Below are 12,750 nucleotides of genomic sequence, written 5' to 3'. Positions count from 1 at the left end.
ATGGGCTACCTGGAGCACCGCCACGCCAAGGGCGAGGGGCGGGATTGACCGTCGCCCTCATCGACGGTGACGAAGCCATCTACAAGGCTTGCGTCATCAAGCGCGAGGAGGTGGACTGGGACAGCGGCGAATGCGCGACCCGCCTGCCGACGCTGGAGGAGGCCCAGGAAACCCTGGTCTCCCTGGTCGAATCCTGGCGTGACTCGGCCGGCGCGGTGGACCTGACCTTCGTGGTCTCGCCTCCCGAGCGCGGCCTGTTCCGCCGGGGCCTGTTCCCCGCCTACAAGTCCGGGCGCGGCGAGAAGCCCGTGATCTACGCCGGCCTCGAAGCCTGGGCCATCGAGCGCTGGGACGCCGTGTGGTATCGCGGCCTCGAAGCCGACGACACCCTGGGCGTCCTGGCCGGCAAGGGGGCCGTCATCTGCTCGTCCGACAAGGACATGAAGACGATCCCAGGCCGGCTCTACAGTCCGAAGGCCGGCCGCTCCGTGACCATCACGCCCGACCGCGCGGACCACTGGTGGATGACCCAGACCCTCATGGGCGACTCCACGGACGGCTTCGCCGGCTGCATCGGCTGCGGCCCCAAGGGCGCCGAGGACACCCTGCTCGGCGGCTCCCGCATGAGCGAGTGGTGGCCCGAGGTCGTCCGGCGCTTCGAGCGCCCGAAGGCCGGCAAGCACCGCGACGTGGCCCAGACCGCCCAGGACGCCCTGGTGCAGGCCCAACTCTCCCGAATCCTCCGACCTGGGGAGTACGACCCCAGCACCGGGGACGTGCGCTACCGCGTCGCCCACCACCGAATCGAGTTCAACGCACATGACATCGCACGTTAAGGCATTCCCCCTGATCGGCCTTGCCGGCCGCGCCCGCACGGGCAAGACCACGGTCGCCGACCGGCTGACCGCCGAGTACGGCTACTCCAACCTGTCCTTCGCCGCCCCGATCCGCGAATTCGTCGCCCAGCTCACCGGCATCACCCTGGCCGAGCTGGAGAATACCGAGGTCAAGGAGGCCGTGATCCTCTGGATCGGCAAGTCGCCCCGCCAGCTCATGCAGACGCTGGGCACCGAGTGGGGCCGCCAGCTCGTCCGCGAGGACTTCTGGGTGCGCCGCGCCCTGGCGGCCGCCGAGACGATTCCGGGCGGCCGGGCCGTCATCAGCGACGTGCGCTTCGACAACGAGGCCGAGGCGATCCGCGCGGCCGGCGGCGTGGTGCTGCACATCGTGCGGCCCGATGCCCTGGAGGTCTCCTCGCATCCGAGCGAAGCCGGTGTAGCCCGGGACCCCCGGGACTTCATCATCTTCAACGACCTCTCGCTGTCGGCCTTGCACAAGGAGGTCGAGCACTTCCTGTACGGCCTGTGGCGCCGGGCCGAGAAGGCAGACACCGCGCTGCTGGAGTCGTTCCGCGCATGACCACGCTCTCCCGTGCCGTCCTGGCCGTCCTCGCCTCCCTGGCCGTCCTGGCCGGGGGCTGGGCCTACCGCTCCCACCTCATCGACCTCGGCGCAGCCCAGGAGGCCCAGGCCGCCCAGGTGCGCCAGGACGCTGCCGTCAAGGCGGCCCGCGCATCCGACGCCAAGGTCTCGGCCGCTGCGGTGGCCTCCCTCCAGACCCAACTCACCAACCAGAAAGCTGAACATGACCGTGTATCCCGTGACCTCCAGGCCGCGCTGGCTGCTTCCGATCTTCGTGCTGCTCGTCTTGATGCTCGCGTTGCCGGGCTGCTCGACCAAGCAGCCGAGCTTCGTGAGCGAGCTGCCGGAGCTGCCGGCGGAACTGGCAGCGCCCCCGGAGAAGCTGGTGGCGATCAAGCGGACGCTTCCGTCGCCGACCTTGTCGAATCCGTCGAGGTGAACTATGGGGTTTGCAACCGCAATGCGACGCGCCTGGAAGCGCTTCAAGCGTGGTACGCCAAGCTCCGCGTGGGTCGCCAGGAATAAACCCCCGCAGAATGATGCCGGTCCTAACCCTATACCTAAGACTCTCAGGATAGGCGACGACGGCCTGCCGCCGGACCTGCCGGGCGCCACCGAGATTCGCCTGCTGGCGGACTACCTCGCGCAGCTCGTGCCACTGACGGACATCACGACCCTTGTGGGCGCCCGCGACTACACGGCGGCCCACGAACTCACCGGGTTCCATGAAGCCATCCAATCGCTGCGATCCATCGCAGACGACGTGGACGCGGCCAACGGCCGGCCGAGCCCGCAGGAGGCGAGCAGCGCGTGACGCGGCTCGTGTCCTCCGGCTGGTGGGTCACCCATTCGCTGCGGAGTGGACTCAGCCTCTACTTGCGCGATCTGCGGTCTGCCTGCTTCGTGGCGTGGCTGGCCCTGTCGGGGCCGTCTGGTTCGAGCCGCGCCCCTTCCGCACCGTCCGTCTTCACGTCGCCATAGACCCGGCCTTCCACGGCCGCTGGGTCACCCCGCGAACCCTCCGTTTTCTCGCCGCGTCAGCGCGAGCCACCGGCGCCATCGGCGTCTGGGCCGAGCCCTTGCCCGAGCACGCACCGCTGGTGCGGCGCCTCGGCTTCCAGGAGGCCGGCTCGCACCACTACCTCCCCCTCTATGTCCAGTCCAAAGACGACGACGGTGCAGCCCACGCAGCCTGACGCCCCGGCCGCCAAGGCCATCTTCGGGGCCGAAGACTCGGCCACCGACACGGCCGCCAAGCGCAAGGCGAACCGCAACGCCCTCCGCGCCACCTACCTCACGGCCCCGGCCACCAGCACCGCATCGTCGGGCGTGGGCGTGCAACTGTGAGGCTCGCCGACCGCTACGCCGAGCTGTCGGCCGAGCGCGAGCCGTTCCTCAGCCGCGCCCGCGCCGGCTCGGCGCTGACCGTGCAGAGCGTGTGTCCGCCCGAGGGCCAGAGCCCGTCCGTGGTCCTGCCCCAGACGTACCAGTCCTTCGGCGCCCGCGCCGTGGTCAACCTCGCGGCCAAGCTCCTCATGGCGCTCCTGCCGCCCGGGACCTCCTCGTTCAACCTCAAGGTCCCCGCGACCGTCCTGATGCAGCAGCAGACGATGGACGTTCCGCCGGACGTGACCCTCGGTCTCGCCAAGTGCGAGAAGCTCATCAACGACAAGATCGAGGCGCTCCACTGGCGCCGGCCGACCTACACGTCGCTGCTGCACCTGATCGTGGCCGGGAACATCTGCGAACACATCCTGCCTGACGGCACGATCAAGCAGTTCCGCCTGGAGCAGTACGTCTGCGTGCGCGACTGGCAAGGCACCGTGATCGAACTGGTGACCGCCGAGAAGCTCAAGGTCCGGGCGCTCCCCGAGGAACTCCGTGGCTACACGGACCTCAAGGAGACCGCCGATGTGGTCCTGTACACCCGCTTCGTCCGCAAGGACGAGCGGCGCTACACGGTGCAGCAGGACCTGGGCCATGCGCCCGTCCTGCCGGAGACCGAGCACCACGGGCTGATGCCGGCCAACGCCCTGGCCTGGGAAATCGTCCCGGGCGAGAACTATGGACGCGGCCATGTCGAGGCGAACTACTCGGACCTCCTGGGCCTCGACGCGACCTCCCAGCAAATCCGCGAACTCGGCGCCCTCGCGGCCCGCAACCTGATCTTCGTCGCACCCAACGCGGCCGGCGGCAACCTGCGCAAGCGGATCGCTGAGGCCCGCAACGGCGCTGTGCTCTCGGGTCGCGGCGGCCAGCAGGGCGACATCCAGCCGTTCCAATTCAACAACGGCAACGCCGTCCAGACGCTGAGCGCCGAGAAGCAGGACCTCCAGCGTGGCCTCGCCCAGGCGTTCCTGCTGACCGGGGACCTCCGGCGCGACGCCGAGCGGGTCACGGCCTACGAACTCCAGATGCTGGCCTCGGAAATCGAGCAGGCGCTGGGCGGGGTCTATTCCCTGCTGGCCGTGGAACTCCAGGCGTGGCGCATCAAGAAGCTCATCGCGCAGATGCAGTCCCGCCAGGAACTGCCCGAGATTGGCGACAAGACCGTGATCGAGGTCACCACCGGCCTCGAAGCGCTGGGCAAGGACGCCCAGGTCAACAAGGCTCGCGCCTTGTTCGGCCTGTTCGCCGAGGTGCCCCAAGCCTTCCAGGCCGAGGCCGCCTCCCGCATCGACTTCAACACCATCCTCACGCCCACCGTGGCGGCCCTTGGATTCCCTGGCGGCGTCAAGTCCGAGCAGCAGGTCCAGGCCGAGAAGCAGGCGGCGCAGGAGCAGGCGATGCAGCAATCCATTGTCGATAGGGGCACCGCCCCGGCCATCAACGCGATGGCCCAACAACAACCTGAACCCCAATGAGCGACACCCCCCAAGAGCCCGGCACGGGCGCCCCCGCACCAGCCGAGACGCCTGCGGTCACGCCGCCCTCGCCAGGCTCTCCCGAGCACCGGGCCGCCATGATCGCGGCCTACGACGCCCAGTTCGCCAAGCACGAGCCTGCCGCTGCGACGCCCCCGGCCACCCAGGCCCAGACGGCGCCGCCGGCCGAGCCCGCTGCGACGCCCCCAGCCGTTCCGAAGCTCACCGACCCACCGGCCGATACACCTACGGCCCCGGGCGACACGACCCAGCCGGGCGGTGAGACCGAGGGCACCGCGCCCTCACTGGACTACGACGCCTTCACCGCCGGGTTCTCGGCCGAGGCCCTGGACGACACCGTGGCCCAGGCGTTCGCCCAGCAGACCGGCTGGTCTGCCGAGCAGGTCGCCGAGGCGCACAAGCAGTTCCTGGCCGGCCAGCAGGCCCTGGCCCGCGAGCAGACCCGCTCGCTGCACGAGGCCGCCGGTGGTGCCGAGCAGTTCAACGCGCTCGTCGCCTGGGGCCAGAAGAACCTCACCTCCGAGCAGCGCTCGTTCTATGACCGCGAGCTGAACGGCCCGAACGCCGCCGACGCCATCGCGCTGCTTCGGCAGCGGATGACGGCTGGCTCCGAGCCGCGTCTGCACCAAGTCAACGGCACTGCTGCGCCCCAGCCCGTGGGCTTCCGCGACAAGTCCGAAATGACCGCCGCGATGCTCGACAAGCGCTACCAGACCTCCGAGGCGTACCGCGCCGACGTGGCCGAGAAGCTGCGCCACTCGCGCTTCTGAACACGGCCGGCCCCTCTGCGCCCACAAGGCGCACGGGTCGGTTCTCGCCTCTCCCCCTCCCTCCGCTGATCCCGTCCGTCCGCCATTCCCAGGCGGCGGGGGTCGGCTCGTCCCTACCTTCCAAGGAAAGAAGCTGCAATGGCTTTCTCTAGCAATCCCGGCAACCCCACCGCATTCGGCCAGGGTACCTCCACGACCGACGACCGCAACCTGTTCCTCAAGCAGTTCGGCGGCGAAGTCCTCACGGCCCTGACGGCCAACACCCTGACCGCCGGCAAGACCCGCGAGAAGTCCATCGGCGCCGGCAAGAGCTGGCAGTTCCCGCGCACCGGCGTGTCCACGGCCGAGTACATCACGCGCGGCCAGGAACTCCTGGGCAACGGTTTCCTGACCGATGAGGTCACGGTGACCGTGGACGGCCCGCTGACGGCCAGCCACGCGCTGTGGGACCTGGACGTTCTGATGTCGCACTTCGACATCCGCAGCCCCATTTCCACCGAAATGGGCGCGGTCCTGGCTCGCGCCATCGACCAGAACGTCTTCCGCAGCATCGCGCTGGCGGCCCGCGACACCGGCTCGGCCAACATCCCGCACTCGGGCGGCACCGTCATCACCGACGCCGGCCTCGTGAATACCTCGGCCGCTGACGGCGTGACCTGGGTGGACGGCATCCGCGCCGCCAAGCGTGCGCTGTTCGCCAAGAACGTGCCCATCGGCGCCACCATCTACGGCGTGGTGAACTACAACGTGTTCGACGCGATCAAGTACGCGAAGAACACGAACGGGGTGTACCTGAACCTGAACAAGGAAATCACCCTGGCAGAAGCCGGCGTGGGCTCGACCCCGACCGAAGCCATCCGCTTCGAGGGCGTGACGATCTTCCCGTCCAACCTCCTGCCGAACACCAACGAGACGGCCGTGACCAGCGTGTACCCCAAGTACCGCTCGGACTACTCGAAGACCACGGGTCTCCTGTGGCTCCCGGACGCCGTGGCGACCCTGAGCCTGCTGGACGTGACCGTGGAAACCGCCCGCGACGTTCGCCGCCAGGAGGACTTCCTGGTCGCCAAGACCATCAAGGGCCACGGCACCCTGCGTAGCGAATACGCAGTGGAGTTCCGCCTCCCCCCGCCGGTTAAGCGGTAACCCCCAGACCCAGCCCTCGCCCGGCTGGGTTTTTTCTTCGCCCTTCGGGGCGCCTCTCACATGCTCACACGACTCCAAGCCATCAACCAGATTCTCGTGGCCGTAGGCGAACAGGTCATCCTCGTGGAGGTGGCTGGAGCCGGCGACTACGCCAATGCCGGTGCCGTCCTGGACGCCGAGACCATCAAGGTCCTCGCCAAGGGTTGGGACTTCAACACCGACAACGGCTGGAAGACCGGACCCGACTCGGACGGTCATGTCCTGATCCCGGCCAGCGTCCTCCACGTCGCGTCCTCCGACCCCAACCGCAACATCGTTCAACGCGGCGACCGCCTGTACGACGTGGACCGCAAGAGCGACGAATTCGACGCGGACCTTGAGGTCAACCTCATCCGGTCCTTCGCCTTCGAGGACTGCCCTTACCACGTTCAGCGCGAGGTCGTGGGCCGCGCCATCAAGGCGTACCAGCGCTCCTACGTCGGCTCCTCGCAGCTCGACCAGTTCGCGCAGGAGGAGCAGTACGAGGCCCAGGGCGACGCCCGGGACGCCGAGTCCGTCATTGACGACTTCAACATGCTCGACAACCCCGACCTGTACTACCTGCGCCGCCGGGTCCACCGGAGGCTCGTCTGATGGACGGGCTGCTCCAGCCGCGCATCGGCGGCCTGTACCACGGCGTGAGCCGGCAGGCGTACCTCCAGCGCTCGCCGAGCCAGATGCAGGAGCTGGAAAACTTCCTGCCCTCCGTGGACTACGCAGGCTTCGTGGACCGTCCCGGCACCCGGCTGGTGGGCGCCCTGCAAGGCGCCAACTACGCCACCAGCGGGCACCACTTCTTCCGCACCACGGACGGCCAGCGCTGGGTCGTGCTGCGCCGCGCCGAGGCTGGCAGCATCGAGGTCTGGAACGTCGAGTCCGGTATCCAGGCCAGCCTGACCGTCGGCCCCTACGTGCAGAGCTACATCGGCTCGACCACCGAGGGCCTGCGCTACCTGAGCCTGTCGGACACCACGCTGATCCTCAACACCGAGGTGACGGTGGGCTCTACGGTCACGGCCGTGACCGACCTGACCGCTGTCTACCTCGTGGTCCGCAAGACCTCGACGGCCGCCCAGATTTACCGGGTGACCTCCGAGGTTGGCACGGCGTCCGTGACGGTCGCGTCCAACACAAGCATCGGCCGCGACAGCATCGCACTCCAGCTCGCTACCGGGATCACTTCCTCGCTCCCCGGCGCCACAGCGACCCTGGTGGCCCCGAACGTCATCAAGGTCACGGCCTCGGCCTCGATCCTGTCGAGCATCGTGTTCGCCAACAACTGGGACGAGGAGGCCGCCTACACCATCAAGGGGCGTGTCACCGCGACCTCGGACCTGCCGGCGACCTTCGAGACCGGAGTGCCGATCCTGGTGGACCTGGGCTCCGGCTCCACGAAGTCGTCCTACTACGTCCGGTACGACTCGGCGAAAAACGCCTGGATCGAGTGCAGCTACGCGCCCAACGGCGCCACCACCGGCAGCCTGACCGCATCGACGCTGCCCATCCGGCTGCACCAGACCGCGACCAACGCCTTCGAGCTGCAACCCTGCGCCTGGGTGGCCCGCGAGACGGGCGACGACGACTCCAACCCGTTCCCGGACTTCGTGGGCTACAAGCTCACGGCCCTGGCGAACTGGAAGGGCCGGCTCTGGCTGGCCGCCGACGACACCGTGTACTCCAGCCAAGCCGACGACCTGTTCAACTTCTTCCGCCAGAGCGCCCGCGAGGTGCTGCCGGCGGACCCGGTGACGCTGCCCATCGAGACCCAGGACGTGGCGAAGGTGGCCTGGATGGTCGGCTTCCGCTCGAAGCTCATGGTCCTGTGCGACAACGCCCAGCTCGAAATCCCCGGCGACGACGCCGTGACCCCGACCGACGCCGTGATCGGCGTGGTGACCAAGTACCAGCTCGACACCGTGTGCCCGCCCCGGGTGCTCGGCGACAGCCTGTACTACACCGGACCATCGAGCGGACGCTCGGCGCTCTGGGAGTACCAGTACGACCAGCAGACGGCCAACAACACGGCCGAGGACCTGAGCAAGCACGTCCCGGGCTACCTGAGCGGCAAGGTGCGGCGCATCGAGGGCGCGGCCCAGAGCGGCCGGGTCTACCTGTGGGACCAGAGCGAGCCGGGCAAGCTGTTCGTGCAGACCTCCTACTGGAAGGACGGCCAGCGGGCGCAGAACGCCTGGAGCAGCATGAGCTTCCCCGGCGTCGAGCGCATCCTGACCTACTGGGTCCACGAGGACACCCTTTACCTGCTTGCGACCTCCGGCGGGCTGCTCAAGGTGCTCACCATGCTGGCCGAGGCCGGCCTGGGCGGCGACCTGGACGCCGACAAGCGGCTCGACCATGCGGTGGCCGTGGAGGTAGCCTGGAACACCGCGCGGCAGCGCAGCGAGGTGATCCTGCCCACGGCGTTCGCCGCGTTCGCCGAGGTCGTGATCCTGGTCAACCAGGGCGACGGCTGGTGGCGCGAGTACACCGGCACCGTGGTGACGGACGGCTCGCAGTGGCTCGCCCACTTCCCCTACCAGCTCGCCCAGACCACGGGCTATGCCGGCCTGCGCTACACCCGCACCGCGACGTTCTCACCGTTCTACCCCACGGTGGACGAGAAGACGACGCCGCTGGGCCGGCTCCAGGTCGCCCGGGTCACCGTGGACTGCATGGTCTCCTGCGACTACACCGCCACCGTCACCCGGCCCGACCGGGTGGACATGGTGACCGGCGTGTCGCCCCGGCTGGTCAACAGCGTCCCGGTTCCCGAAATAGCCCACGACGTGAGCCTGAGCGTGCCGTTCAACTCGCGCGGCGACGCGGCATCGCTCACCGTCACCACGACCAGCACCGGCCCCCTGTGCATCACCGGGCTGACCCTCCAGGCCCGCTACACCAACCCACGACGATGAACCTCCGACCCGCCACCATTGACGACTGCTGGACCCTCGCAGACAGCCTGCGATCCAAGGACCTCCAGGAGCTGTCCCTGGTGGCGGACGGCGCATCGCCGCTCGACAAGGCGCTCCGCGCCTGGGCCGGCTCCGAAGTCTGCGAAGCCTTCGAGACCGACGCAGGGCAGCTCGTGTGTGTCTGGGGCGTCCAGCGCTTCCCCGGCCGCCTGGGCTCCATCTGGATGCTCGGCACCCCTCGGATCGAGGAGGTGCCCCTCTCATTCCTCCGCGCCTGCCGGCCCGTCATCGCACGGGCCTCGGCCGGCTTCGACGTTCTCGGCTGCGCCCCCTGGCGCGAGAACGCGCTCCACCTCCGCTGGCTGTCCTGGCTGGGCTTCACGCCCCGCGACACCGGCCACCCTGTCTTCCTCCCCCATTACCTCCATGTGTGAACCTGCCACCCTGACCATGCTGGCTGTTTCCGCCGCCGGTGCTCTGGCGCAGCGGCAGGCCAGCAACGCGGCGCTCTCCCAGCAGGCCGAGACCGCCAACAACAACCTGCGCCTGACCTACGCCGCCAACCAGGAGCAGTCCCGCGCAGCGGACGCCCAGGCATTCGAGCAGCAGACCGACCGCGCCCGCAAGGCGGCGCAGCAGCTCTCGATGGCCCGCGTGATCGCGGCCCAGGGCGGCGGCTCCCTGACGGCCCGCGCTATCAACATCCAGGCCGGCGCCGCCGAGGACTACTCGCGCATCGACGCGGGCCTGCGCAACACGCGCTCGTCCATCCAATCGTCCAACGCCGCCGCGATCACGTCCACGCAGGACAAGCTCGACCAGATCAACGCCGGCTATTCGGCCAGCAACCTCCAGTTCTTCACCTCGCTCGCCGGTGGCGCTGCCAACGCCTACACGGGTGAACACGCCCGCACGACGCAGAAGAACCTCGCCAAGAACTACAAGCAGGACTGACACATGGCCGAAGGCTCCCAGAACTCGCGGCAGTTCGCCGCGACCTCCGGCCGCCTGCCGGCGGTCGGCTCCCAGGCCGAGGCCCCCTCGGTCAACACCACGCCGTACCGGGTCTCCCAGCCCCAGCTCACCAACAAAGGCGCGGCTATGTCGGCCATCGGCACGGCCCTGGGGTCGTTCTTCAACACGGCCGCGCAGACCGTGAACAAGATCGCCGATATCGACGCCTACGAGGAGCGGGCGAAGATCGAGCGCGAGAACCAGAACATCGCGCTCCAGGGCGCCGTGGATCACAAGGCCGGCCGCCCGATGGCCCCGGAGTACGCCAACCGGCAAGCCTACGCCGGCGCGTACCAGCAGTCCGCAGCCGACGCCCAGGCGTTCGCGTTGACCCAGAAGTTCAAGGAGCACCTCGCTGCGCTGCCGCGCGACGGGACCCAGGACCCCACGGCGACCGCCGAGGCGTTCTGGCAGTCCGAGGTCGGCCACGGCACGGGCGACCGGGACTTCGACTCCCGCCTGATGGGCGCGTTCATGAACAGCGCCCGGCAGATGGTGGCCCAGGCCGACACGCAGCGCCTGGACGACCAGGAACGCACGGCGACCAACACGATCATCCAGGCCCAGACGGCGAAGCTCCAGGCCCAGGGTGGCTTCACCGTGGGCAATGTGGCCGACATGCGCGGCCAGCTCCTCACCGTGACCAACGGTGACGTGACCCGGGCCGACAAGCTGATGGTCGCCATCATGGGCACCGCGCAGAACGAGAGGCAGGCCCTGTCGTTCCTCAACGCCCTGGACTCGCTGCCTGTCGGCACGGACGCCGAGGGCAAGCCAGTCACCTGGGCCGCGCGGAACGCCGAGGCGTACCAGCGCATGAGCGAGCAGGCCCTGCACCGGGTCACCCAGGTCAAGACCATCCAGGCATACAACGAGGTCTCCCAGTGGCAGACCCGCGCCGCCGCGATCAAGGGCGACCCCAACGCCACTGCCGATGACTTCATGGGGTTGGTGGCCCAGGGCGTGGACATCGACGCACGGCACGGCGTGGGCAAGGACAAGTTCAACGCCATCGACGGCGACATCCGCGCGTTCCTCAAGCAGAAGGCCAACGTCAACCGCTACTTCATGGCGCTCACGGGCCAGGGCACCAACGGCTCCCACTTTGGCATCGACGCAGTGAACGCCACCGGCGGCAAGGTCATGACCGAGCTGGAGCAGGAGCAGGGGATCGCCATGGCAGCACAGCAGCTCCCGGGCTTCGAGGACCTCGCCGCGAGCGCCCAGCAGACCGGGCTGGTCAACCCGCAGTACAGCGACGCTGCCATGCTCCAGACCGCGCGGCTGCTCGCGTCCCGGCCCAACCAGGAGGCCATGATGGGCGAGGCCGCCCCGAAGTCCCTGCGGGTCAAGATGTTCGGCGCCCTCGGCGGCCAGGACGTGAAGGCCGCCGCCCGCGCATTCCGTGGGGCGCAGGAGCTGGAGCGCCAGGGCGTGACCGACGGGCTGCTGTCCAAGTTCTTCCCGGACGCCAACACCGAGCAGTGGTATCGGTCGCTCAAGGCCAACGGCGTGGACGGCCAGGACACGGAGTCCAGCTACGCGGACTTCCTTGCGGACCCCCGCTCCCGGGACGCGATGGCCCAGGGCGAGAAGTCCGCCTACTGGAACCTTCCGCAATTCGCCGGCAAGCACGGCACCGAGGCCGCCGACTTCCAGAAGAAGGTGGACAAGGGGCTGATGATGCTCGGCCGCCAGAGCGCCGGCCGCGAGGGCTGGTTCTTCAACAAGGACGTGGGCATGGACAGCATGGTGCGCTCGGAAATCGAGGGCCTGCTGCGCAAGGACTTCGCTATCCAGCGCAGGCGCAACGGCTCCATCGACCTCGATGCGGCGTTCAAGAACATCGGCCCGACCATCGAAGGCCGATACCTCCTGATCCCGTCGCAGAGCGGCGCCCTCCAGCTCGTGAAGAACCAGTTCGACACGCGCGGCCAGACGGTGGGCGATCCGCTCAACGCGAACCCGAACTCCCCGGTCTCCAGGGCCAAGGGCTACCCGCCGATCTACGCGGGCGTGCCCATGAAGAACGCCCTGGGCCAGCGGGAGGACCCGCACGCCACGATGTCCTCCGACCTGGAGGCGCTGGCGCGGGCGCTGCCCTCGGCGTTCCCGGACACCAAGGCCGTCTGGACCAACCGGCCCGACGACAACGGCCTGATGCTCCTCAAGACGCGCGGGATGCCGGTGCAGTTCGCGGTCGGCCAGACCATCGACGTGCCGGGCACGGTGACCACCCCGGACAAGTGGACGGGCGTCGGTACCTACGAGGCGCCCACCGTGCGCAAGGAGACCGTGCCCAGCGATCCCCGCGAGGCGCAGAAGTTCTTCCAGCGCATCCTGCCGCCCGGCTTCATCGCCGTGCCCAGCGGGATCGACGGGGCCTACCAGCTCCACTACGGCTTCCGGCTGCTGGGGGACAAGGAAAGGGCCGACGCAGCTGCCAAGGCCGCAGAGACCGCCATCGACAAGCGCAACGACGCATCGGCCGACCGCCAGCAGTTCCTGCACGGCACGACGACCGAGGGCGGCGCCGCGATCCGCTTCCGCAAACCTTTCTGAC

General features: G+C 68.8%; 13 protein-coding genes. All 13 read left to right on the top strand.

The features are described from left to right. The first annotated feature begins 44 nt into the window (after positions 1-44). Positions 45-836: a hypothetical protein gene (locus GAK38_RS03940; RefSeq protein WP_325341629.1), complete on the top strand. Its 792-nt coding sequence runs from the start codon at positions 45-47 to the stop codon at positions 834-836. Then, positions 820-1,419, top strand: a complete 600-nt coding sequence (locus GAK38_RS03935) for a deoxynucleotide monophosphate kinase family protein (protein WP_325341627.1) — start codon at positions 820-822, stop codon at positions 1,417-1,419. Before GAK38_RS03940 ends, GAK38_RS03935 begins: the two co-directional genes overlap by 17 nt. Then, the gene (locus GAK38_RS03930) at positions 1,416-1,946 is read left to right on the top strand and encodes a hypothetical protein (RefSeq protein WP_325341625.1); all 531 of its coding nucleotides are present in this window, start codon (positions 1,416-1,418) and stop codon (positions 1,944-1,946) included. Before GAK38_RS03935 ends, GAK38_RS03930 begins: the two co-directional genes overlap by 4 nt. 127 nt (positions 1,947-2,073) lie before the next feature. Further along, positions 2,074-2,235, top strand: coding sequence for a hypothetical protein (locus tag GAK38_RS03925; protein WP_325341623.1), 162 nt, complete (start codon positions 2,074-2,076; stop codon positions 2,233-2,235). Between the two features lie 338 nt (positions 2,236-2,573). Then, positions 2,574-2,768, top strand: a complete 195-nt coding sequence (locus GAK38_RS03920; RefSeq protein WP_325341621.1) for a hypothetical protein — start codon at positions 2,574-2,576, stop codon at positions 2,766-2,768. After that, a complete protein-coding gene (locus GAK38_RS03915) occupies positions 2,765-4,285 on the top strand; it encodes a portal protein (protein ID WP_325341619.1) in 1,521 nt (506 codons plus the stop codon). Before GAK38_RS03920 ends, GAK38_RS03915 begins: the two co-directional genes overlap by 4 nt. Beyond that, entirely contained in the window at positions 4,282-5,076 is a 795-nt protein-coding gene (locus tag GAK38_RS03910; protein WP_325341617.1) for a capsid assembly protein, read from the top strand. The genes GAK38_RS03915 and GAK38_RS03910 overlap by 4 nt, the downstream gene beginning before the upstream one ends. Before the next feature lie 138 nt (positions 5,077-5,214). After that, positions 5,215-6,222, top strand: coding sequence for a hypothetical protein (locus tag GAK38_RS03905; protein ID WP_325341615.1), 1,008 nt, complete (start codon positions 5,215-5,217; stop codon positions 6,220-6,222). A 60-nt stretch (positions 6,223-6,282) separates the two neighbouring features. Continuing rightward, on the top strand, positions 6,283-6,855 hold the full coding sequence (locus tag GAK38_RS03900; RefSeq protein ID WP_325341613.1) for a hypothetical protein: 573 nt from the start codon (positions 6,283-6,285) through the stop codon (positions 6,853-6,855). Next, the gene (locus GAK38_RS03895; RefSeq protein ID WP_325341611.1) at positions 6,855-9,173 is read left to right on the top strand and encodes a phage nozzle protein; all 2,319 of its coding nucleotides are present in this window, start codon (positions 6,855-6,857) and stop codon (positions 9,171-9,173) included. Before GAK38_RS03900 ends, GAK38_RS03895 begins: the two co-directional genes overlap by 1 nt. Continuing rightward, complete coding sequence (locus tag GAK38_RS03890) at positions 9,170-9,607, top strand: hypothetical protein (RefSeq protein WP_325341609.1); 438 nt, start codon at positions 9,170-9,172, stop codon at positions 9,605-9,607. The genes GAK38_RS03895 and GAK38_RS03890 overlap by 4 nt, the downstream gene beginning before the upstream one ends. A 16-nt stretch (positions 9,608-9,623) precedes the next feature. Continuing rightward, on the top strand, positions 9,624-10,127 hold the full coding sequence (locus GAK38_RS03885; RefSeq protein WP_325341607.1) for a virion core protein, T7 gp14 family: 504 nt from the start codon (positions 9,624-9,626) through the stop codon (positions 10,125-10,127). A 3-nt stretch (positions 10,128-10,130) separates the two neighbouring features. Then, positions 10,131-12,749, top strand: coding sequence for a hypothetical protein (locus GAK38_RS03880; protein WP_325341605.1), 2,619 nt, complete (start codon positions 10,131-10,133; stop codon positions 12,747-12,749). Position 12,750 lies beyond the last annotated feature (1 nt).

Source organism: Xylophilus sp., assembly GCA_009914555.1.
Classification (GTDB): Bacteria; Pseudomonadota; Gammaproteobacteria; order Burkholderiales; family Burkholderiaceae_C; genus WNDY01.
Note: the sequence above shows the minus strand (reverse complement) of the source record. Positions and strands in the feature narration are given on the sequence as shown.

Coding starts and splice junctions, on each gene's coding strand:
- GAK38_RS03935 (WP_325341627.1), top strand. CDS start 820: ATGACATCGCACGTTAAGGCATTCCCCCTGATCGGCCTTGCCGGCCGC.
- GAK38_RS03930 (WP_325341625.1), top strand. CDS start 1,416: ATGACCACGCTCTCCCGTGCCGTCCTGGCCGTCCTCGCCTCCCTGGCC.
- GAK38_RS03920 (WP_325341621.1), top strand. CDS start 2,574: ATGTCCAGTCCAAAGACGACGACGGTGCAGCCCACGCAGCCTGACGCC.
- GAK38_RS03910 (WP_325341617.1), top strand. CDS start 4,282: ATGAGCGACACCCCCCAAGAGCCCGGCACGGGCGCCCCCGCACCAGCC.
- GAK38_RS03905 (WP_325341615.1), top strand. CDS start 5,215: ATGGCTTTCTCTAGCAATCCCGGCAACCCCACCGCATTCGGCCAGGGT.
- GAK38_RS03900 (WP_325341613.1), top strand. CDS start 6,283: ATGCTCACACGACTCCAAGCCATCAACCAGATTCTCGTGGCCGTAGGC.
- GAK38_RS03895 (WP_325341611.1), top strand. CDS start 6,855: ATGGACGGGCTGCTCCAGCCGCGCATCGGCGGCCTGTACCACGGCGTG.
- GAK38_RS03890 (WP_325341609.1), top strand. CDS start 9,170: ATGAACCTCCGACCCGCCACCATTGACGACTGCTGGACCCTCGCAGAC.
- GAK38_RS03885 (WP_325341607.1), top strand. CDS start 9,624: ATGCTGGCTGTTTCCGCCGCCGGTGCTCTGGCGCAGCGGCAGGCCAGC.
- GAK38_RS03880 (WP_325341605.1), top strand. CDS start 10,131: ATGGCCGAAGGCTCCCAGAACTCGCGGCAGTTCGCCGCGACCTCCGGC.